The 21,192-nt window shown below is 56.0% G+C and carries 19 protein-coding genes; 17 read left to right on the forward strand and 2 right to left on the reverse strand.

All coding sequences use genetic code 11. The features are described from left to right. The first annotated feature begins 12 nt into the window (after positions 1–12). From AC6CHQ_RS11825 to purD, 3 genes are all read left to right on the forward strand, one after another. The gene (locus AC6CHQ_RS11825) at positions 13–159 is read left to right on the forward strand and encodes a hypothetical protein (protein ID WP_251239681.1); all 147 of its coding nucleotides are present in this window, start codon (positions 13–15) and stop codon (positions 157–159) included. Then, positions 156–1,691: a bifunctional phosphoribosylaminoimidazolecarboxamide formyltransferase/IMP cyclohydrolase gene (gene purH / locus AC6CHQ_RS11830; protein WP_251239680.1), complete on the forward strand. Its 1,536-nt coding sequence runs from the start codon at positions 156–158 to the stop codon at positions 1,689–1,691. The genes AC6CHQ_RS11825 and purH overlap by 4 nt, the downstream gene beginning before the upstream one ends. A gap of 84 nt (positions 1,692–1,775) precedes the next feature. Next, positions 1,776–3,035, forward strand: coding sequence for a phosphoribosylamine--glycine ligase (gene purD, locus AC6CHQ_RS11835; RefSeq protein WP_498081606.1), 1,260 nt, complete (start codon positions 1,776–1,778; stop codon positions 3,033–3,035). A 135-nt stretch (positions 3,036–3,170) separates the two neighbouring features. Here the strand turns inward: purD and AC6CHQ_RS11840 are convergent, their stop codons facing one another. Continuing rightward, positions 3,171–3,620, reverse strand: a complete 450-nt coding sequence (locus AC6CHQ_RS11840; protein WP_424237767.1) for a YgaP family membrane protein — start codon at positions 3,618–3,620, stop codon at positions 3,171–3,173. Between the two features lie 105 nt (positions 3,621–3,725). Here AC6CHQ_RS11840 and AC6CHQ_RS11845 point away from each other — a divergent pair, with 105 nt between their 5' ends. The 5 genes from AC6CHQ_RS11845 to AC6CHQ_RS11865 all read left to right on the forward strand — a co-directional run bounded on the left by AC6CHQ_RS11845 (position 3,726) and on the right by AC6CHQ_RS11865 (position 8,085). Further along, positions 3,726–5,456, forward strand: coding sequence for an adenine deaminase C-terminal domain-containing protein (locus tag AC6CHQ_RS11845; RefSeq protein WP_092055002.1), 1,731 nt, complete (start codon positions 3,726–3,728; stop codon positions 5,454–5,456). A gap of 53 nt (positions 5,457–5,509) precedes the next feature. Next, a complete protein-coding gene (locus AC6CHQ_RS11850; protein ID WP_498081607.1) occupies positions 5,510–6,547 on the forward strand; it encodes a DUF3048 domain-containing protein in 1,038 nt (345 codons plus the stop codon). A 32-nt stretch (positions 6,548–6,579) separates the two neighbouring features. Beyond that, positions 6,580–6,894: a YerC/YecD family TrpR-related protein gene (locus tag AC6CHQ_RS11855; RefSeq protein ID WP_092054999.1), complete on the forward strand. Its 315-nt coding sequence runs from the start codon at positions 6,580–6,582 to the stop codon at positions 6,892–6,894. Positions 6,895–6,937: 43 nt separating this feature from the next. After that, entirely contained in the window at positions 6,938–7,489 is a 552-nt protein-coding gene (locus tag AC6CHQ_RS11860) for a GNAT family N-acetyltransferase (protein WP_498081608.1), read from the forward strand. A 62-nt stretch (positions 7,490–7,551) separates the two neighbouring features. Next, on the forward strand, positions 7,552–8,085 hold the full coding sequence (locus AC6CHQ_RS11865) for a GrpB family protein (RefSeq protein WP_498081609.1): 534 nt from the start codon (positions 7,552–7,554) through the stop codon (positions 8,083–8,085). Between the two features lies 1 nt (position 8,086). On the opposite strand, the gene AC6CHQ_RS11870 is transcribed toward AC6CHQ_RS11865, so the two are convergent. Beyond that, the gene (locus tag AC6CHQ_RS11870) at positions 8,087–8,896 is read right to left on the reverse strand and encodes an MBL fold metallo-hydrolase (RefSeq protein WP_498081610.1); all 810 of its coding nucleotides are present in this window, start codon (positions 8,894–8,896) and stop codon (positions 8,087–8,089) included. A 112-nt stretch (positions 8,897–9,008) separates the two neighbouring features. Between AC6CHQ_RS11870 and dsdA the strand changes: the two genes are divergently transcribed. From dsdA to gatB, 9 genes are all read left to right on the forward strand, one after another. Further along, positions 9,009–10,337 (forward strand): D-serine ammonia-lyase, encoded by a 1,329-nt coding sequence (dsdA, locus tag AC6CHQ_RS11875; RefSeq protein WP_498081611.1) that lies wholly within the window; start codon positions 9,009–9,011, stop codon positions 10,335–10,337. A gap of 171 nt (positions 10,338–10,508) precedes the next feature. Next, a complete protein-coding gene (locus AC6CHQ_RS11880) occupies positions 10,509–10,949 on the forward strand; it encodes a cell wall hydrolase (RefSeq protein ID WP_498081612.1) in 441 nt (146 codons plus the stop codon). A 513-nt stretch (positions 10,950–11,462) separates the two neighbouring features. Beyond that, on the forward strand, positions 11,463–12,164 hold the full coding sequence (gene pcrB, locus AC6CHQ_RS11885; protein WP_498081639.1) for a heptaprenylglyceryl phosphate synthase: 702 nt from the start codon (positions 11,463–11,465) through the stop codon (positions 12,162–12,164). A gap of 68 nt (positions 12,165–12,232) precedes the next feature. Next, entirely contained in the window at positions 12,233–14,482 is a 2,250-nt protein-coding gene (gene pcrA / locus AC6CHQ_RS11890; protein WP_498081613.1) for a DNA helicase PcrA, read from the forward strand. A 249-nt stretch (positions 14,483–14,731) separates the two neighbouring features. Continuing rightward, positions 14,732–16,735 (forward strand): NAD-dependent DNA ligase LigA, encoded by a 2,004-nt coding sequence (ligA, locus tag AC6CHQ_RS11895; protein WP_498081614.1) that lies wholly within the window; start codon positions 14,732–14,734, stop codon positions 16,733–16,735. A gap of 19 nt (positions 16,736–16,754) precedes the next feature. Beyond that, positions 16,755–17,840 (forward strand): CamS family sex pheromone protein, encoded by a 1,086-nt coding sequence (locus AC6CHQ_RS11900; protein ID WP_498081615.1) that lies wholly within the window; start codon positions 16,755–16,757, stop codon positions 17,838–17,840. A gap of 68 nt (positions 17,841–17,908) precedes the next feature. After that, positions 17,909–18,199, forward strand: a complete 291-nt coding sequence (gatC, locus tag AC6CHQ_RS11905; protein ID WP_092054980.1) for an Asp-tRNA(Asn)/Glu-tRNA(Gln) amidotransferase subunit GatC — start codon at positions 17,909–17,911, stop codon at positions 18,197–18,199. A gap of 24 nt (positions 18,200–18,223) precedes the next feature. After that, on the forward strand, positions 18,224–19,693 hold the full coding sequence (gene gatA, locus AC6CHQ_RS11910) for an Asp-tRNA(Asn)/Glu-tRNA(Gln) amidotransferase subunit GatA (RefSeq protein ID WP_498081616.1): 1,470 nt from the start codon (positions 18,224–18,226) through the stop codon (positions 19,691–19,693). After that, complete coding sequence (gene gatB, locus AC6CHQ_RS11915; protein ID WP_498081617.1) at positions 19,690–21,120, forward strand: Asp-tRNA(Asn)/Glu-tRNA(Gln) amidotransferase subunit GatB; 1,431 nt, start codon at positions 19,690–19,692, stop codon at positions 21,118–21,120. Before gatA ends, gatB begins: the two co-directional genes overlap by 4 nt. The last annotated feature ends 72 nt before the right edge of the window (positions 21,121–21,192 follow it).

The following is a 21,192-nucleotide window of genomic DNA, read 5'->3' on the forward strand; positions in this document are numbered from 1 at the left end:
ACGAATCGCCCTGTGAACGTGACGAATGCAGCCCTGAAAGTGACGAACCGCCATCCGAAAGTGACGAACCGCTCCGCTTCTGAATCAAACGACTTTACAACAGCCGCCGGCACCCAAACAGCCGGCGTTCTGATTTACATAAGGAGGCTCCAACCGTGAAAAAACGAGCACTGCTCAGCGTATCGGACAAATCCGGCGTCCTCGAGTTCGCAAAGGAACTTGAAGGCCTCGGCTATGAGATCCTGTCGACCGGCGGGACGATGAATCATCTGAAGGAAAATGGCGTTGCCGTCACCGCGGTCGGTGACGTGACCGGCTTTCCGGAAATCCTCGGGGGACGCGTCAAGACGCTCCATCCGTATATCCATGGCGGCCTGCTCGCCAAGCATGATGACCCGGCCCACCAGGCCGAGCTGGAGGAGCACGGCATCCTTCCGATCGACATCGTCTGCGTGAATCTGTATCCGTTCAAGTCGACGATTTCAAAACCGGACGTGACAGTCGAAGACGCCATCGAAAACATCGATATCGGCGGCCCGACGATGCTGCGCGCATCTGCGAAGAACCATGCGTATCTCACAGTGCTCGTCGACTCGGCGGATTATCCGGCTGTTCTCGAAGAGCTGAAGAATGACGGCGCGACCACACTTGAAACCCGCCGCCGCCTTGCGGCAAAAGTGTTCCGGCACACGGCAGCTTATGATGCACTCATTTCCGGCTACCTCACTGATCTCGCAGGAGAGGAATTCCCGGAAAGCGTCACAACGACGTACGAGCTCAAGCAACCGCTCCGCTATGGTGAGAACCCGCACCAGAAGGCAGCCTTCTACAGCCGACCGCTCGGCGGGGAGTTCTCGATCGCCCGCGCAGAACAGCTTCACGGCAAGGAACTTTCCTACAACAACATCCAGGACGCCAATGCCGCAATTGGCATCGTCCGTGAATTCAGCGACCCGGCAGCCGTAGCGGTCAAGCACATGAACCCTTGCGGAGTCGGAACGGCGGCAACGCTCTCCGATGCGTTCAAGGCAGCATACGATGCTGACCCTGTCTCGATCTTCGGCGGAATCATCGCCCTTAACCGCGAAGTCGATGCGGCAACGGCCGAGCAGCTGGCCGGCATCTTCCTTGAGATCATCATCGCGCCGGGCTACACGGACGAAGCGTTCGAGATCCTTACACAAAAGAAAAATATCCGCCTCCTGAAACTGGACGGGGCGGATGGCAAACGCGACGAGTATGCAACTGTCTCAGTCGAGGGCGGCCTCCTCAGGCAGAACCCGGACATCGCTTCTCTGGATGATGCGGAGATTAAAGTTGCGACGAAGCGCGAACCGACGGAAGAAGAATGGGAAGCGCTGAAACTTGGCTGGAAAGTCGTCAAGCACGTGAAGTCAAACGCCATCGTCGTATCGGACGCCAACCGCACACTCGGCGTCGGTGCAGGCCAGATGAACCGTGTCGGTGCGGCGAAGATCGCACTTGAGCAGGCAGGCGACCGCGCAAAAGGCGCAGGCCTCGCATCGGATGCCTTCTTCCCGATGGACGATACTGTCGAAGCGGCTGCCAAAGCCGGCATTACGGCGATCATCCAGCCGGGCGGTTCCAAGAAGGACGAAGACTCCATCAAGAAGGCCGACGAATACGGCATCGCGATGGTGTTCACCGGCATCCGCCACTTCAAGCACTGATTGCTGCCGAATATGAAGCAAACACCACCATCAAGAAAACAACCTGCCGGATGTGCAGGTTGTTTTCATAAGGAGTGAACCCAAATGGATGTACTCGTCATCGGAAGTGGCGGCCGCGAGCACGCGCTTGTCCGCCAGTTCGCTAAATCCCCTTCAGTCGGCAAAGTCTATGTCGCACCGGGCAATGACGGCATGCGGGATAACGCTGAGGTCGTCCCCCTTGGCGTCATGGAATTCGAAAAACTTGCCGAGTTCGCTAAAGCAAAGGACATCGCTCTTACTTTCGTCGGACCGGAACAGCCGCTTGCCGGCGGCATCGTTGACCATTTCCGTCAGGCAGGTCTCCGCGTCTTCGGACCGGACAAAGCGGCCGCCCAGCTGGAGGGTTCGAAGGCGTTCGCCAAGGAACTCATGAAGAAATACAACATCCCGACCGCCAAGTACGAGACCTTCACCGATGCGGAAGAGGCCAAGGCTTACATCCGCGAACAGGGCGCACCGATCGTCATCAAGGCGGACGGACTTGCCGCAGGCAAAGGTGTCGTCGTAGCGATGACTATTGATGAAGCGCTTGAGGCGGTTGACGATATGATCGGCGCAAGGAAGTTCGGCGATTCGTCCGCCCGTGTCGTCATCGAGGAATTTCTCGACGGGGAAGAGTTCAGCTACATGTCCTTTGTTCACGGCGGCAAAATCTTCCCGATGCCGATCTCACAGGATCATAAACGCGCGTTCGACAACGATGAAGGCCCGAACACGGGCGGAATGGGTGCGTATTCCCCGGTTCCTCATCTGCCGGAAGAAGCGATCCGGCTCGCACATGAACAGATCGTCGCAGCGACTGTCCGTGCGATGGATTCGGAAGGCACACCGTTCACCGGAATTTTGTATGCCGGCCTGATCCTGACCGAAGACGGCCCGAAGACGATCGAATTCAATGCCCGGTTCGGCGACCCCGAAACCCAGGTCGTCCTGCCGCAGCTGAAATCCGATCTGGCGGAATTCCTGGTCGGTCTGCTTGATGGCAATCCTGCAGAACCCGTGTGGGAAGAAGGCGCCCGACTTGGTGTCGTCATTGCAGCGGACGGATATCCCGGAGATGTCCAAAAGGGGAATATGCTGCCGGATCTCGAGCAGATCGATGGGGAAGGACTCGATGTCTTCCATGCGGGCACTAAAGCGAAAGGTGACCGCTTCGCAGGAAACGGCGGCCGTGTGATCCTCGTTTCCGCGGAAGGCGAAACGCTCCGGGAAGCAAGCAAAAAAGCATATGCCGCGCTCGACTCGATTGAATGGAACGGATTCTTCTACCGCTCCGACATCGGCAGACGCGCGATGCAATAACAAAGAAGCCGTCCCGTGTTGGGGCGGCTTTTGTATTTATGTGGAATTATTAATTTCTCCACTTACAACATTCAGAAAAATACGATAGAATAGGTCTAACGGGGGAGCAGGGGAAAAGAGGACGGATCCCGGGAGTCAGATGGATTGCATCGGATCTTTTTTCTGAGTCTGACCGGATTCACCGCTATTTTTGTAAGCGGATTCATCCTTGCCGGACGGGATGTTCTTTTCCGATCCGGCTCCGTCAAAGCCGCCGTACGAGAACGCCTGGATTTTCTCTCCTTCATCGCCGGAATTCCCGGAGCCGTGCCCGCCTTCCGATGCAGATGCTGGCAGCATGCCGCCGCTTACTTCCGGCTTCAGCATGGCATCCATGCCGCCATTCATCATTTCCTTCATCGGGCAGTAGCGGGCGATGCCTTCGGCCGTCTTGCAGGCGCCGGACAGAACAAGAATCGGGCCGGCCATGCTCTGCGGGTCCCGGACCATGCGGGAAGTTCCCCATGCAAGCATTGCCAGGCCGGAGCTGATGCGGAGATAGGCGCTTTTCGTTCCGACGTTGATCGTTTGGTCAGTTGGTTTCATATGGAATTCTCCTTCCGAACACACGGTTTCGGCCGCGTGTCTTTTTTTCACTTTCACACTGTGATAAGATGAAGTAACAGATAGATAAGTCAGGGGGCAGCGACGATGGCTCACGCACCATGGAAAATCAGAGAGCTCCGTAACCACACTGCAGTCATCGACGGCAGACGTGCGCCGGATCTCCTCATTACGAATGCTACATACCTGCACGGAATCCTGAAAAAATGGATCTCGGGAAATATTTGGATCTCCGGTGACCGGATCGTATATGCGGGCACGGACATGCCGAAAAACACGGAAGGCACAGAAGTTGTCGATGCCTCCGGCAAAGTGATCGTGCCGGGCTATATCGAGCCGCATGTGCATCCATACCAACTATATAATCCCCTCTCTTTCGCGGATTATGCATCCCGTCGGGGAACGACGACCTTCATCTCAGACAACAGCGTGCTGTTTTTGACGATGGAGAATTGGAAAGCGTTTGCAATTCTCGATCAGTTAAAGGAATTGCCGTTTTCATTTTACTGGTGGTCCCGGTTCGACTCGCAGACGCAGATGGACCGCGAAGAGGAACTGTACACAACGCAGTCGGTCGGCGAATGGATTGCGCGTCCGGACGTCATTATGGGCGGCGAACTTACCGCGTGGCCGAAGCTTCTTGCGGGTGATGATCAGATGCTTTACTGGATCCAGAACGCCAAGCAGGCCGGTATGAAAATCGAGGCTCATCTTCCGGGTGCTTCCGAGCGTACGCTCGCTCGGCTTCGCCTGCTCGGGGCGAATGGCGACCATGAAGCGATGACGGCAGAAGAAGTGGAAAGGCGCATCCTCCAGGGATACGCAGTAACACTCCGCTATTCTTCGATCCGTCCTGACCTTCCGGAGATGCTGAAAGGGATCCTCGAGAAGGACCTCGACATCTTCGATCACCTCATGATGACGACAGACGGCTCGACGCCTTCTTTCCATGAAGATGGTGTGATGGATAAGTGCATCCGTGCCGCGCTGGATGCCGGCGTGAAAACGGAAGACGCATACGCGATGGCGACCTACAATATCGCGCGCTACTACGACATGGAAAACCTTCACGGCCTGATTGCGACGGGCCGCTATGCCGATCTTAATTTCCTCGAGAGCCCGGACAATCCGGTTCCGACAGATGTCCTGTCCAAAGGTGTCTGGCTTAAACGGGACGGAGAAGACGCCTATGAATTCCCGGAAATCGACTGGTCGTGGATTGAGCCTTACAACCCGCCGTACGAGCTGGATGAAAACGACTTCCAATTCTCATTCCCGTTCGGGGTCGAGATGGTGAACGATGTCATCACGAAGCCGTACAGCGTGGATGTTGATCCATCCGATCAGAAACTGCCTTCCGGTCAGGACCAGAGTTTCCTCATCCTGATTGACCGTGAGGGGAACTGGCGGGTGAACACACTCATCAAAGGCTTTGCGGACAATGTCCTGGGCTTCGCTTCCTCCTATTCGAACACGGGCGACATCATCATGATCGGCAAGAACATGGCCGATATGAAGCTGGCCTTCGACCGCCTGAAGGAGATCGGCGGCGGGATGGCGCTTACGGAAAACGGCAAAGTCGTCGCGGAGCTGCCTCTCCCGCTTGGCGGTATTTTATCCAATGCACCGATGGAACAGCTGATCAGCGAAGAGAAAAAGATGAAAGAGGAACTGAAAGTGCGCGGCTATAAGCACGGTGATGCCGTCTACACGCTCCTGTTCCTCCAGGCGACTCATCTTCCATATGTGCGCATCACCCAAAAAGGGATTTACGATGTCATGAACGGCAAAGTGATGTTCCCCGCACTCATGCGATAGGACAAGGCCTGCATATACATGGATGAGAGTGTACATGTATAGGGGGAACTGATTTGAAAAGAAGGAACTGGATCGCGGCGGCAGCCGTCGCGGTCCTGCTCGCAGGCTGTGCGGAAAGTACGGCTGAAGAAAATGATGACCGGGATGTCCCGGTAACCGAAAAAGAAGAAAAGCCGGATGAGGCGATTGCGGAAATCACGTATACCGAACCGTTCACGGGTCTGGAATCTGAAGATATCCCGGACATGAGACCGGTGATCGCGACTATCAATAACCACCCGAAGGCCCGGCCGCAATCGGGCCTTTCGGAAGCGGACGTCGTCTATGAGATGCTGGCAGAGGGGGACATCACACGTCTCCTGGCGCTTTACCAGTCTGAGCTTCCGGAGTCGATCGGTCCCGTGAGGAGTGCCCGCGATTATTTCGTGGAACTTGCCGCGGCCCACGATGCGCTGTACTTGGCACACGGCTACAGCCCGGATGCGGAGGCTCTTCTCGGGACGGGCGTTGTCGATCATCTGAACGGCATGCGGTATGACGGCACGCTGTTTATGCGCTCGGCCGACCGTGTTGCGCCTCACAACTCATACATTACCGGCGACGCAGTGATGGAGGGCGCGAAGGACAGCGGCTTCCGGATGGACCGGCCTGACCCGCCGGATTGGGCGTTCGATGCAGCACCACAGCCCGGCGGAGAACCGGCCGGGGTGGCGGAAGTTAGCTACGGGGGAGATGCCGCTTTCACGAGCCGCTATGCATTCGACCCCACAGAGGCCTTGTATTCCCGGGAGTCGGGCGGAGCAGAGACGGAAGATTTGGATGACGGCGAGGCGGTCCGCCTGTCGAACATCCTGGTGCTCAAGGTCCCACACCGCACCGTCGACGGCAAGGGACGCCGCGCCCTTGATTTCGGAGCGGGCGGCATAGCGCTCCTCTTCAGGGACGGCAAGGTCTATGAAACCCAGTGGGAAAGCCGCGACGGGATCCCGACCGTCATGGACGGGACAGAGCCGTTCCCGCTTGCCCCGGGCAAGACCTGGATCCATTTCGTACCGGAATCACCTGTTTCACATGTCATCTATACGCCGTAACCAATACAGTAGAAATAAAGGAGGTGCCGACCATGGCACTCGAAAAACTGCGCGGCCCGCAGACCGACGCCCTGTTCGAGGCGATTCTCGAACTGCGCGATCTGGATGAATGCTACCGCTTCTTCGATGACCTCGCGACGATCAGTGAGGTCCAGTCGCTCTCGCAGCGGCTGAACGTGGCGCGGATGCTGAAGATGGGCTACACATACGAAAACATCAAAAACGAAACCGGCGCTTCCACCGCCACCATCTCGCGTGTCCGCCGCTGCTTTGATTACGGCTCCGGCGGCTACGTTGAGATTCTGGCACGCATGGAGGAAGAGGATAAAGAAGAGGAGAAGGCGTGACAGGTACGCCCACGCCCCGACTCTGTGCATTGGGAGATGAACAATGAGTAAGCCATTACTTTTTCCGGAACTAGAAACGGAAAGGCTGATCTTAAGAAATATTAGGGAAGAAGATACGGATTTTATATACAAACATTTCAGTGATGAGAAGGTTTGTGAGTATCTTTACGATGAAGTGAATTTCACAAGTAGAGAAGAAGCGGCCGAGCTGGTGGAATTCTTTTCCAACCCCGAAATCAACGGGTACAACAGATGGGTGCTGGTAAAGAAAGATACTGGTGAACGGGTTGGAACTTGCGGCTTTCATTTATGGGATAAGACCAATCATATTGCTGAAATTGGTTATGACTTATACCCGGAATATTGGGGCAAGGGATACATGAAAGAGGCACTGACCGCAGCGATCGGGAGCGGTTTCCGGAATCTGCAGTTGAACCGGATAAATGCGTTTGTTGCTTTGGAAAACCGCAGGTCATGCCATGTATTGACGGGCCTCAATTTTAAAAATGAAGGAATTTATAGAGACAAGCACTTTTATAAAGGGAAATACTATGACCACTATTCTTTTTCGCTGTTAAAAAGAGAGTGGAAATAGAGTCCAGTTTTAAGGGCGGAGACCATGTCTTCGTCCTTGTTTTTTTCGAAGGAGGAACAGCCATGCGGAACCTTGAAATGGTCGCATACCGGAGAGAATGGGCAACAGAGTTTAAGGAAACAGCCCGCAAGCTTAAAAAGATTCTGGGAGAGAATCTGACGGACATCCATCACATTGGCAGCACATCTATCCCGGGAATGGCCGCCAAGCCGGTGATCGATATTCTTGTGGAAGTGCGTGACATTGGGGAAGTGGAGACATTCAATGATCAGATGGAGCTTGAGGGATTTGTGGCGAGGGGAGAGCACGGGGTATGCGGAAGACGTTATTTTGTCAGGGCAGAGGGGAACGTCCACACCCATCATGTCCATATGTTTGCCAACGGCTCGGACCAGGTAAAGCGCCATCTGGCATTCAGAAACTATCTCAGGAAACATCCGGTTGAAGCGGAGCGATACCGCAGCCTGAAGATGCGGATTGCTGAAGAAGGTGTGAAGGATGTGAAGCTCTACCAGGAGCGGAAGGCACCGCTGATCCGGGAATTGCAGGCAAGTGCGGAGAAGTGGATGGAAGCCCGCAACGCCAAGACGCCCTGACTCAAATCGGTCGGGGCGTCTTTTTCTCGATATCCGCAATGACTGAATTCACAATATGAAGCGAATCCCATTCTCCGCCTGAAACGCTGATGATCGGATAGTCTTTCGGGTACAGCGACTTCCGGATGTCTTCAGCCGGAAGGCCTTTTTTGTGGAGGATTTCAATCTCGCTATAGATGTACTCAAGATGGTCCAGCTTTTGTCGAAGTTTCTCTTGGCCGTCAGCGACATAGCCCGCATGGCAGCAGAACAATGCCCCGAAGTCGAGCGCAAGCAGCCTGCGGATGGAATCCATCCGATCGGGAATCGATTCGTCCGCCATGATCACCTTCGTCTTTGGCGCCACGAACAGGTCGCCGGAGAAGAGTGTTCCTGTCTGCGGATCAAAGAGGCTGATGTGGTCCTCTGCATGCCCAGGCGTTTCGATCACCGTCCACTGACGCGTGCGGGAACGGATCGTTTTTGGAACTGGCCGAGCCGTGAAGGGCTTGCGCTTTCCCCATACTGCCTCGCGGTACGCCGGATACGGGGTGTCCTCTGCGCATGTGGCAATTCCTTTTTCATCGATAAAGACGGGGACGTCCCGATGTTCAAGCAGCGCCGGCACATTTCCGGAATGGTCTTCGTGGCTATGGGTCAGGACAATCTGGTCGAAAGATGCCTGCTGCAGATAGGGCAAAATATCGGCTTCAAGGGACTGCGGGCCCGTGTCGATCAGCATACCGTCGGTGAGGAAGGAAAAGACTTTCCCCATGATCGGGTGTGTCAGTTCGAGGCAGGTAACGTCGTCATGCTCATATGTTTGGAGCAAACTAATCACGACTCCTTTTTGATGAATAGTCATTCATTTTTTATTGATTCGGGAAAGTTTGACGGATTCCTGCTTTAATAGAGGAAGTAGGAGTTAAAGGGGGACATGGAGGATGAAGATTGCAGGGAAGACAGTTGACGAATGGACAGGGGAACATCCGGTCATCGGTGAAATTGCAAAGGCGGAGGAAGTGTTCTGGGAAAACCCGATATACGGGTCTGTTCATGAGAGAGAGACAGGCCTATCGATCAGTGATGTAAAGGACGCAGAGGCACGCCTCAAACGGTTTGCACCGTACATCGCAAAGGTGTTCCCGGAGACGGAGGCTTCCGGCGGCATCATAGAATCGCCTCTGAAAGAGATTTCTGAAATGAAGAAGTGGCTGGAAGGGCAGGCCGGAGTAGAGATTCCGGGACAGCTGATGCTTAAGTGTGACAGCCATCTGCCGATTTCCGGTTCCGTGAAGGCGCGCGGCGGCATCTATGAGGTGCTGAAGCATGCGGAGGACCTGGCTTTGGAGCATGAACTACTCAAGGAGTCGGATGATTACTCGGTGCTCGCCGAACCCCGCTTCCGCGAGTTCTTCTCCAAGTATTCGATCACGGTCGGCTCGACCGGGAACCTGGGCCTCAGCATTGGCATCATGAGTGCCAAGATGGGGTTCCGCGTGACTGTCCATATGTCGAGTGATGCGAAAGAGTGGAAAAAGAACATGCTCCGCGAAAAGGGCGTAAATGTCGTAGAGCATCCGGATGATTACAGCAAGGCGGTCGAAGAAGGGCGCCGCCAGTCGGAAGCGGACCCGAACGACCACTTCGTCGATGATGAGAACTCGAAGACCCTGTTCTTCGGCTATTCGGTCGCAGCTTTGCGTCTGAAGGGGCAGCTTGAGGATCAGGGAATCGAAATCGGCGAGGAGCGGCCGCTGTTCGTTTATCTGCCGTGTGGTGTCGGCGGTGGACCGGGAGGCATTGCGTTCGGGCTCAAGCAGGTGTTCGGCGACCATGTCCACTGCTTTTTCGCGGAGCCGACCCATGCGCCTTGCATGCTGCTCGGCCTCGTTACCGGAAAGCATGACGAAGTGTCGGTCCAGGAATTCGGCCTGGACAACAAGACGGATGCGGACGGCCTCGCGGTCGGCCGCCCGTCCGGGTTCGTCGGCAAAGTGATGGAGCGGCTGCTCGCCGGTTCGTTTACCGTGGATGACGACAAGCTTTACCGCCTCCTCGCGAAGATGAGCGAACTTGAAGGAATCCGGCTGGAGCCGTCCGCATTGGCGGGGGTGCCGGGAGCGGTGCATGTCACCAAGTCCGGATTCGAAGTCCCGGTTCATCCGGGGATGATGGATCGGATGGACCGTGCCGTCCATATCGCCTGGGCGACCGGCGGGGGGATGGTGCCGGAAGATGTGATGGAGTCGTATATTAATAAGGGAAGATGATGGATGTAACGCCGGCTGAGTGCCGGCGTTTTTTACATTCGGCTTGGGGAAAGCGCGCATGAAACCTATGCGGGGCCATACGTTCTTTTAACAATTTCCCCAAATATGATGAAGCCGCTTAACATCTTTGTAGGCTGTTTTGAATACAATTCTCGGTAGAGGTGATGTAAAGTGCCGAGAGTGAAATATAGGGAAAAGGACATTGATTTAATTGCACGAATGATGCGGGCAGAGGCTGAGGGTGAAGGGCAGCTTGGGATGCTTATGGTTGGGAATGTCATTGTAAATCGAACTGTGGCTGATTGTTTGGATTTTAGGGATGTAAGAACCATAGAGGATGTAATTTTTCAGGTTCAAGGTGGAAATTATTCCTTTGAAGCAGTACAAAAAGGTAATTTGTTTTATAGTCCGGCAAGAGAGGTAGAGAGGAGATTGGCACGACAAGTAGTAAACTATTGGGGGCAACATCCTTCTAAGTATGCTCTTTGGTATTTTAATCCGTATGCCCCGTGTCCACCTTCATGGTATGGTCAACCATTTTCAGGACAATTTAAACAACATTGTTATTATGAGCCACAGGCCAATACATGCGAAAGTGTTTATAGATACTAAAAAAAGCCTGGTGAGGTTGTTACTTGTTCTTCACACTTACGAGAAGTTATATGTAGTATGATTTTGGCTGTATACGTGATATCGAAGTTCACCAAATCACTCCTCTAGAGACGCATGCAATATCTGAATCAACCACAAGTGAAATATGTTGGATTCGAAAAGACAGCTCAATCCCTTATGGCTCAGGTGGATCACTTTTTCATTATCTAATGGGAGTTTGACCTGGCCCGGGACGCATTTGAAAGCTGCTGATGCGCCCAGCTGGCTCTTAACAGAAAGATCCGGCTGGGCTTCTCTTTTTGAGGAAGACGGGCTAGCGGGGGCATTGAACCCCCGCCATCCCGACATCAGGCGCTATGTCGCTTTGCTTTCGGACGAAAGATCTCTCTCCCGTCTCACTCCACAAGAATACCCATACTGAAACACTCCTTTCAGCGGCACCCCAAAACAGCCGCCGGATGGAGTCTTTTTTGTTATAATGGGGGGACGCAAACTATAGACAGGTGGTACTGCATCATGGAGTTTCTAGAATGGCGGCATGTGTTTAAACTGGACCCGGCCAAGGAGATCAGTGACGAAGCACTTGAGCGGGTGTGCGAGTCGGGCACGGACGGCCTGATCGTCGGCGGAACCGACAATGTGACACTGGATAATGTGCTCGCGCTCCTTATGCGCATCCGCCGGTATTCGGTGCCGGTCGTCCTCGAAGTGTCGGACCCCGAGGCGATCACCCCGGGCTTCGACGGTTTCCTCATTCCGACTGTCCTGAACACCGACGACGCCTCCTGGATCAAGGGCCATCAGTTCGAAGCGATCCGCGAGTACGGCGACCTTATGGACTTCAGCGAGATTCTCTCAGAGGGCTACGTCATCCTGAATCCTGACTGCAAGGCGGCCAGGCTTACCGGGGCAAAGGCGCCCCTCGAGACGGAGGACGTCATCGCCTATGCGCGACTCGCGGAGCATTTCTTCCGCCTGCCCGTCCTATACCTGGAGTACAGCGGCTCGTACGGCGATCCCGAGACGGTGAGCCGCACGGCGCGGGTGCTGAACAACACCCGACTCGTCTATGGCGGCGGCATCCGCGGAGCAGAACAGGCCGCCGAGATGGCGCGATACGCAGACACGGTCGTCGTCGGAAATATCATCTATGAAGACCTGAAAGCGGCTTTGAAAACCGTCCGCGCAGTGAAAGAAACGGAAAAGACTATTTGATATAAAAATAGAGCAGACTGGAGGCGAACTCCCGTCTGCTCGCACGCTTCATCAGAAAGGAGCCACCCATGGAAACCATTTCAAACAATCTCCTCAATGGCATGAACCCGGAACAGGCGAAGGCGGTCCGCACCACCGAAGGGCCGCTTCTCATCATGGCCGGAGCGGGATCTGGCAAGACGCGGGTCCTGACTCACCGGATCGCCTACCTGATCGTCGAAAAACAGGTGTATCCTTCGAAAATCCTCGCGATCACATTCACGAACAAGGCCGCACGCGAAATGCGCGAGCGGATCGACGGCCTGCTCGGGCCTGGCACGGGCGAGCGCATGTGGGTATCGACATTCCACTCGATGTGCGTCCGGATTCTGCGCCGCGAGATCGACCGGATCGGCTACTCCAAGAACTTTTCGATCCTCGACGGCTCCGATCAGCTGACCGTCATCAAGAACATCCTGAAAGAGCAGAACCTCGACCCGAAACAATACGAGCCGCGCTCGCTTCTCGGGACGATTTCAAACGCGAAAAATGAACTGATCGATGCAAAGACGTTCCAGGAACAGGCGAATGCGTTCAACCCGTTCGAGAAAACGGCCGGCGAAGTGTATGCCGCTTATGAAAAGCGCCTCAAAAAAAACCAGTCGCTCGACTTCGATGACCTGATCATGGTCACGATCAAATTGTTCGAACAGATGCCGGAAGTGCTTGAGTTCTACCAGAACAAATTCCAATACATCCACGTGGACGAGTATCAGGATACGAACCACGCGCAGTACAAACTGGTCCGCATGCTTGCCGACAAGTTCAAGAACCTGTGCGTCGTCGGCGATTCCGACCAGTCGATCTACAGATGGCGGGGGGCCGACATCGGCAACATCCTGTCGTTCGAGAAAGACTATCCGGCCGCAAAAGTCATCATGCTCGAGCAGAACTATCGTTCCACACAGCGGATCCTGAAGGCGGCCAACGACGTCATCAAGAACAACTCGAGCCGTTATGACAAAAATCTCCGGACGGAAAACGCCGAAGGGGAGCACATCTACGTCTACAAAGCGTCCGATGAAAAGGACGAGTCCCAGTTTGTCGTCTCGAAGATTCTCGAACTGCAGGAAAAGGAGAACCGCAAGCTTACCGACTTCGCCGTCCTCTACCGGACAAACGCCCAGTCCCGGATGATCGAGGAATACCTCGTCAAGTCGAACTTGGATTACACGATCGTCGGAGGCACGAAGTTCTACGACCGCAAGGAGATCAAGGATCTGCTTGCCTATCTCCGGCTGATCGCGAACAACGACGACGATCTGTCGCTCGCACGCATCATCAATGAGCCGAAGCGGAGCATCGGTGCAACGACGTTCGATAAGATCGCGACCTATGCGATCCAGAACGACCTGTCGATCTTTGATGCGCTCAAGGAAGTCGACTTTATCCCGGGCTTACAGCCGCGCGCCATCAATCAGGCAGCCGATTTCCGCGACCTGATCGCAGGGTTCACGCAGATGCAGGAGTTCCTGTCGGTCACCGAACTCGTTGAGGAAGTGCTTGAGAAGTCCGGCTATCGCGCGATGCTGAACAATGAAAAGACGATTGAGTCGGAAAGCCGCCTCGAGAACATCAACGAATTCCTGTCTGTCACTGAGTCGTTCGAAAAGCGCGCGGATGAGGACGAGGGCGACAAGTCGCTCGTCGCATTCCTGACCGACCTCGCGCTGATTGCGGACATCGACTCCCTTGATAAGGAAGAAAATGCGTCGAACGAGCAGATCGTCCTCATGACGATGCACTCTGCGAAGGGCCTTGAGTTCCCGGTCGTCTTCATCATCGGGATGGAGGAAAACGTCTTCCCGCACTCCCGCTCGATCGGGGACGAGGACGAGATGGAAGAAGAGCGGCGGCTGGCCTATGTGGGCATCACACGGGCGGAGGAGAAGCTTTACCTCACGTCCGCCCAGTATCGCACGCTTTACGGACGGACAAGCTATAACAGCCCGTCCCGCTTCATCAATGAAATCTCCCAGGATATCATCGAAACTGTCGGCGCCGGCGGCTCACAGCCGGACTACAGCCGCACGCCGATTTCCGGCGGATTCGGCGGCCGTCCTGCGGCACGCCCTGCCGTCCGGCGACCGGCAGCCCGCAAAAACGGCGCATCCGTCGGCTGGAAAGCCGGCGACAAGGCGAAGCACAAAAAGTGGGGCGAAGGCATGGTCGTCAGCGTCCGCGGCGAAGGGGAAGACAAAGAGCTCGACATCGCCTTCCCGGAACCGGTCGGCGTCAAGCGCCTCCTCGCCAAATTCGCCCCGATCGAAAAGGCTTAATTAGGCGCGGAGCTGCCAATAGGGGGTCTGGAGTTGTCACATGGCCTCCGGATATGCCGCATAGCTGGCCGATTTGCCGCATGGCATGCCGAATTGCCCTAAGGCCGCGTGATTTGCCGCATGGCTGGCAGATTTGCCACATGGCATGCCGAATTGCCACATGGCACCCGAATTTGCCACATGGCTGCTCCGCCAGCTCCACTTTGCATCAGATCGATTTCTTATATCGTCGTTCCGGAGGGATCCGTTATGGAAGATCAACTTCAACTTGAACAGCGCGTGAAGGAGCTTCATAAGCTCCTCAACGAATATGGCCATGCCTACTATGTCCTCGACAAACCGCTCGTGCCCGACTCGGAGTATGACGCTCTGATCAACGAGCTTATCGAACTTGAGGAACGCCACCCGGACCTCATCATGCCGGACTCTCCGACGCAGCGGGTGGGCGGAGATATTCTGCCGGGCTTCAGCAAAGTCGTCCATGATACGCCGATGCTGAGCCTTTCCAATGCATTCAACGAGGAAGACCTCCGCGAATTCGACCGGCGTGTACGGGCGGATGCGGGGGACGTCACATACGTGTGCGAACTGAAAATCGACGGCCTGGCCATTTCGCTCAAATATGAGAACGGCCGTTTTAAACAGGGCTCGACCCGCGGCGACGGAACGGTCGGAGAAGACATCACGGCGAACCTCCGGACCATTCGGGCCATCCCGCTGAAGCTGTCAGAAGACGTCACCATCGAAGCCCGCGGCGAAGCGTACATGCCGAAGAAAAGCTTCATGAAGCTGAACGAACACCGCGAGGAAGAGGGGCTGGATGTGTTTGCGAACCCCCGGAACGCAGCAGCCGGGTCGCTCCGGCAGCTTGATCCGAAAATCGCCGCCAAGCGAAACCTCTCCGTCTTTATGTACGGTGTCGGCGGCGACGGAGCGGCGTACGGGCTGGATGCCCATTCCGAGGCGCTCGACTACCTCGACAGGCTCGGTTTCCGGACGAATCCGGAACGCCGCCGCTGCAAAGACATCGATGAAGTCATCGCCTACATCGAATCCTGGCAGGACCGCCGCCAGGACCTCTCCTATGAGATCGACGGCATCGTCATCAAGGTCGACAGCTTTTCCCGGCAGGACGATCTGGGCTTCACGGCCAAAAGTCCGCGATGGGCGACCGCCTACAAGTTTCCGGCGGAAGAAGTTGTCACCGACCTTCTTGATATCGAGCTGACCGTGGGCCGGACGGGGGCCGTCACACCGACAGCGATTCTCGAGCCGGTTCGCGTCGCGGGGACGACCGTCGCGCGTGCTTCCCTGCACAACGGCGACCTGATCCGCCAGAAGGACATCCGGATCGGTGACCGGGTCGTCGTCAGGAAAGCCGGCGACATCATTCCGGAGATTGTCATGTCACTCGCCGACCAGCGTGACGGCGATGAAGAAGAGTATCAGATGCCGACGGAGTGCCCGGCCTGCGGAAGTGAGCTTGTCCATCTTGAAGATGAAGTCGCACTCCGTTGCGTGAACCCGCAGTGTCCGGCACAGCTCCAGGAGTCGGTCATCCACTTTGTCTCGCGCAATGCCATGAACATCGAGGGCCTCGGCGAGAAAGTCGTCGCCCAGCTATTTAACGAAGGCCTGATCAAGGATGCGGCGGACCTTTACAGCCTGACAGAGGCACAGCTGCTGGAACTCGAGCGGATGGGTGAAAAGTCCGCGTCAAACCTTGTTTCCGCGATCACCCGCTCCAAGGAAAACTCGCTCGAGAAGCTGCTGTTCGGCCTTGGAATCCGCCACGTCGGGCAAAAGGCCGCACAGACTCTTGCCCAGGAATTCGGGACGCTTGACGCGCTGAAGGAAGCGAACGAGGAGCAGCTGACCGCCATCCATGAGATCGGCGACAAAGTTGCGGATTCCGTCGTGTCCTACTTTGACAATGAAGATGTGCACACCGTTCTCGATAAGCTCACGGCGGCGGGCATCAACACCACCTATAAAGGGCCGCGCAAGCAGGACATCCCGGAAGACGGGCTGCTCGCGGGCAAGACCGTTGTCCTTACGGGCAAGCTTGAACACTTCTCACGGAGCGAGGCGAAGGCGGCGCTGGAGTCCCTCGGGGCGAAAGTGACCGGCAGTGTCAGCAAAAAGACCGACCTCGTCGTGGCGGGTGAAGACGCCGGATCCAAACTTGAGAAGGCGGAAGAACTCGGCATCGAAGTGTGGGACGAAGCGGCCCTCACCCAAGCAATCCAGTGACCAAAGGGGATTTCCACCATTGAAGATCAAGACAATCACCGCGGCCGCAATCGCCGCGCTCCTGCTTTCTGGCTGTATGCCGCAGAGCGAAGAGCCGGAAGAAGCCGAGGTAAAAGAGGAGCAGGAGACCCGGGTCATCATTCCGACCCATCAGCTGAAGGATGAATACTACCGGATGCTCCTGCCATACAAGAAAAGTGCCTCATACGGCCTTGTCGTCAGCATGCTGAATTCGCAGTACAACATCGCGGAAGTCGAGGGCGGCCTCATGCGCCTGTCGCAGCAGCAATTCCCGACCGACGAGTACTATTACCAGGAAGGCCAGTACCTCGACCAGTCGACGATCCTTTCCTGGATCGGCGGCAAGGACGAGGAAAACAATCCCGAGGGCCTGAACCCGGCCGGCAATGAAGCCCCGCGCTACATCGCGCATGTTCTTGAGCAGAACTATCTGAAGCGGACATCCGAGGACAAGATCCGTCTTGAAGGGGTATCGATCGGGATCGCCCTGAACACGGTCAATACGATCACCGGGGATACGCTGCCGGCCGCGCAGGTCGAAGAAAACGGGAAAGTCGCAGCTGCGACTATCGTCAAGCGGATACGCGGCATCGAAGGCCTGAAGGAAGTGCCGGTCGTCGTCGGCCTGTTTAAGCAGAGCCCGAAAACATCGATCGTCCCGGGCAACTACTTTGCGGTCGGCATCGCGGAAAAAGGCAAGGACGTGCTGTCCGGCTGGAATCCGATAGATGAAGAGTTTGTCCTGTTCCCGACAAGCTCCAGCGAAGACCGCTACCGCAACGTCGACACAAGCTTCAGGAACTTCAAGCAGGATGTCGAAAAGTACTTTTCATCCTTCGTCAACGTGATCGGGACCGGTTTCTATAAAGACGGGCAGATCGTCTCAATGGACATCGATGTGCCGATCGAGTTTTACGGCAATGCGGAAATCATCGGATTCACACAATATCTGACCGGATTGCTCGTGGACCACTTCCCGGACATCCATATCGAGGTGAGCATCACCTCCACGAAAGGGCCCGAAGCGCTCATCGTAAAAGAGCGCGGAGAAGCGGAGCCGTACACCCATATTTATCACAACTGATGCAGCCTTTCATGATATGATAGCGGAGGCATAGACTAAGGACATTTGCACGATTGGAGGAGACAGTTATGGCAGCGATCACGAAGGATCAGGTGAAGCATGTCGCGAATCTCGCGCGCCTCGCCATTACCGAGGAAGAAGCTGAACACTATACAGAAAAACTTGCATCGATCATCGAGTTTGCCGAGCAGCTGAACGAAGTGGATACATCGGGCGTTGCACCGACGACGCACCCGGTGCCGCTTGTCAACGTGCTCCGGAAAGACGAGCCGGCCAAAGGGCTCGACCGCGACCTGATGCTGAAAAATGTACCCGAGCATGAAGATGGCATGGTCAAAGTGCCATCCATCCTGGGCTGACGGACAGAGGAGGAAACCAGAAAGATGACGCTATTTAATCATTCCGCTAAAGAGCTCCAGCAGCTCCTACATAGCAAGGAAGTGTCCGCCGTTGAACTGACGGACGAAGCGTTCCGCCGCATCGGCAAAGTCGACGGCGACGTCAAGGCATTTCTTGCGCTCAACGAAGAGCAGGCGAAGGCGCGCGCCGCGGAGCTCGACAACACCCCTGCGGACCAGCGCGGCCCGCTCCACGGCCTGCCGGTCGGCGTGAAAGACAACATCGTGACCGAAGGCCTCGAGACGACATGCGCAAGCCGCATGCTCGGCGGATTCGACCCGATCTATAATGCAACGGCTGCGAAAAAGCTTGACGATGCCGGCCTGATCACAGTCGGCAAAGTCAACATGGACGAGTTCGCCATGGGCGGATCGACTGAAAACTCGTACTACAAAAAGACGGCAAACCCTTGGAACCTCGACTACGTCCCGGGCGGCTCGTCCGGCGGTTCCGCCGCTGCGGTGGCAGCAGGGGAAGTTCCGTTCACACTCGGCTCCGACACGGGCGGCTCGATCCGCCAGCCGGCAGCATACTGCGGCGTCGTCGGCATGAAGCCGACCTACGGCCGCGTTTCGCGCTACGGCCTGGTCGCATTCGCTTCATCGCTTGATCAGATCGGCCCGATCACACGCACGGTCGAGGACAACGCGTTCCTCCTGTCGGCGATCTCCGGCCATGACCCATATGACTCCACATCGTTCGATATCGATGTACCGGACTTTGCATCGGCTCTGACAGGCGACATCAAGGGACTCAAGATCGGCATCGCTTCCGAATACCTCGGCGAAGGCGTCGGGGAAGCGGCCCGCAACGCCGTCAAAGACGCCATCAAGGTTCTGGAATCGCTCGGCGCTGAAGTGGAGGAAGTATCGCTTCCTTACACGAAGTACGCGCTTCCTGCCTACTACCTGCTCAGCTCGTCCGAAGCGTCCTCGAACCTCGCGCGCTTTGACGGAATCCGCTACGGCTACCGCGCGGAAGACACTGCCAACCTTGAAGAGATCTACAAAAAGACGCGCTCCGAAGGCTTCGGCGACGAAGTGAAGACACGGATCATGCTCGGCACGTTCGCCCTCAGCTCCGGCTTCTACGACGCGTACTACAAAAAGGCGCAGAAAGTCCGCACGCTCGTGCGCGATGACTTCACGAATGCATTCGAGAAATACGACGTCGTCATCGGCCCGACTTCGCCGACAGCTGCGTTCAAGCTCGGCGAGCAGATCGATGATCCGCTCACGATGTACGCGAACGACATCCTGACAATTCCGGTCAACCTTGCCGGCGTCCCGGCGATCTCGGTCCCTTGCGGATTCGACAATGGCCTGCCGCTCGGTCTCCAGATCATCGGCCGCCACTTCGATGAGTCGACCGTCTACCGCGTCGCGCACGCGTTTGAGCAGGCGACCGACTTCCACAAGCGGATGCCGGAAATTCGGGAGGGATTGGAACAATGAACTTTGAAACCGTCATCGGACTTGAAGTCCACGTTGAACTAAAAACAGACTCGAAGATTTTCTCTCCGGCCCCGAACCATTTCGGCGCGGGACCGAACATGAATACACACGTCATCGACCTCGGCTACCCGGGTGTCCTCCCGGTGCTCAACAAGCGCGCCGTCGAGTTTGGCATGAAGGCCGCATTGGCCCTGAACTGCCAGATCAACCAGGAGACGAAGTTCGACCGGAAAAACTATTTCTACCCGGACAACCCGAAAGCTTACCAGATCTCCCAGTTCGACAAGCCGATCGGCGAACACGGCTGGATCGAGATCGAAGTCGAGGGCAAGAAAAAGCGCATCGGCATCACGCGCCTCCATCTCGAGGAAGATGCAGGCAAGCTGAACCATACCGACAAAGGCTACTCCCTCGTCGACTACAACCGCCAGGGCACGCCGCTGATCGAGATCGTTTCCGAGCCGGACATCCGGACGCCAGAAGAGGCTTACGCGTATCTCGAGAAGCTCAAGTCGATCATTCAGTACACAGGCGTTTCCGACGTGAAGATGGAAGAAGGCTCGCTCCGCTGCGACGCCAACATCTCGCTGCGCCCGTACGGCCAGGAAGAATTCGGCACGAAGGCGGAGCTGAAGAACCTGAACTCGTTCAACTTCGTCAAGAGGGGCCTCGAGCACGAACAAAAACGCCAGGCGGAAGTTCTTCTTTCCGGAGGCATCATCGAGCAGGAGACCCGCCGCTTCGACGAGTCGACCGGCAAGACGATCCTCATGCGCGTCAAGGAAGGCTCCGATGACTACCGGTACTTCCCGGAACCGGACCTCACCGATATCGTCATCGACGATGAATGGATGGAGCGTGTCCGCGCGGAAATTCCGGAACTTCCGGATGCCCGGAAAGAACGCTACGTGAGCGAACTTGGCCTCCCGGCATACGACGCGATGGTCCTGACGCTCACAAAGGACATGTCCGACTTCTTCGACGCGACGGTACAGGCCGGAGCGGACGCGAAGCTCGCTTCCAACTGGCTCATGGGCGAAGTCTCCGCCTACATGAACACAAACCAGAAGGAACTCTCGGACACAGGCCTCACGCCGAACAACCTCGCGGGCATGATCAAGCTTATCGAGGAAGGCACGATCTCCTCGAAGATCGCGAAGAAAGTGTTCAAGGAGCTTGCCGACAACGGCGGCGAAGCCGAAAAGATCGTTAAGGAAAAAGGCCTCGTCCAGATCTCCGACGAAGGCGAACTCCTGAAAGTCGTCACTGAAGTGCTGGACAACAACCAGCAGTCGATCGATGACTTCAAGGAAGGGAAAGACCGCGCCGTCGGCTTCCTCGTCGGCCAGGTCATGAAAGCGACGAAAGGCCAGGCCAACCCGCCGCTCGTCAACAAACTCATCAACCAGGAAATCCGCAAACGCTGATTCCGGAGACCGTCCTTTGGGGCGGTCTTTTTGTTATGGATAGGGGGCGGCAGCATGGGGTGAATGTGCAGA

This window comes from Bhargavaea sp. GQ12, from assembly GCF_059758705.1.

What these genes read in the sequence shown, in the direction of transcription:
- purD (WP_498081606.1), top strand. Translation starts at nt 1,776, where the DNA reads ATGGATGTACTCGTCATCGGAAGTGGCGGCCGCGAGCACGCGCTTGTC.
- gatA (WP_498081616.1), top strand. Translation starts at nt 18,224, where the DNA reads ATGACGCTATTTAATCATTCCGCTAAAGAGCTCCAGCAGCTCCTACAT.
- AC6CHQ_RS11860 (WP_498081608.1), top strand. Translation starts at nt 6,938, where the DNA reads ATGAGTAAGCCATTACTTTTTCCGGAACTAGAAACGGAAAGGCTGATC.
- ligA (WP_498081614.1), top strand. Translation starts at nt 14,732, where the DNA reads ATGGAAGATCAACTTCAACTTGAACAGCGCGTGAAGGAGCTTCATAAG.
- dsdA (WP_498081611.1), top strand. Translation starts at nt 9,009, where the DNA reads ATGAAGATTGCAGGGAAGACAGTTGACGAATGGACAGGGGAACATCCG.
- gatB (WP_498081617.1), top strand. Translation starts at nt 19,690, where the DNA reads ATGAACTTTGAAACCGTCATCGGACTTGAAGTCCACGTTGAACTAAAA.
- gatC (WP_092054980.1), top strand. Translation starts at nt 17,909, where the DNA reads ATGGCAGCGATCACGAAGGATCAGGTGAAGCATGTCGCGAATCTCGCG.
- AC6CHQ_RS11845 (WP_092055002.1), top strand. Translation starts at nt 3,726, where the DNA reads ATGGCTCACGCACCATGGAAAATCAGAGAGCTCCGTAACCACACTGCA.
- AC6CHQ_RS11840 (WP_424237767.1), bottom strand. Translation starts at nt 3,620, where the DNA reads ATGAAACCAACTGACCAAACGATCAACGTCGGAACGAAAAGCGCCTAT.
- AC6CHQ_RS11865 (WP_498081609.1), top strand. Translation starts at nt 7,552, where the DNA reads ATGCGGAACCTTGAAATGGTCGCATACCGGAGAGAATGGGCAACAGAG.
- AC6CHQ_RS11855 (WP_092054999.1), top strand. Translation starts at nt 6,580, where the DNA reads ATGGCACTCGAAAAACTGCGCGGCCCGCAGACCGACGCCCTGTTCGAG.
- pcrA (WP_498081613.1), top strand. Translation starts at nt 12,233, where the DNA reads ATGGAAACCATTTCAAACAATCTCCTCAATGGCATGAACCCGGAACAG.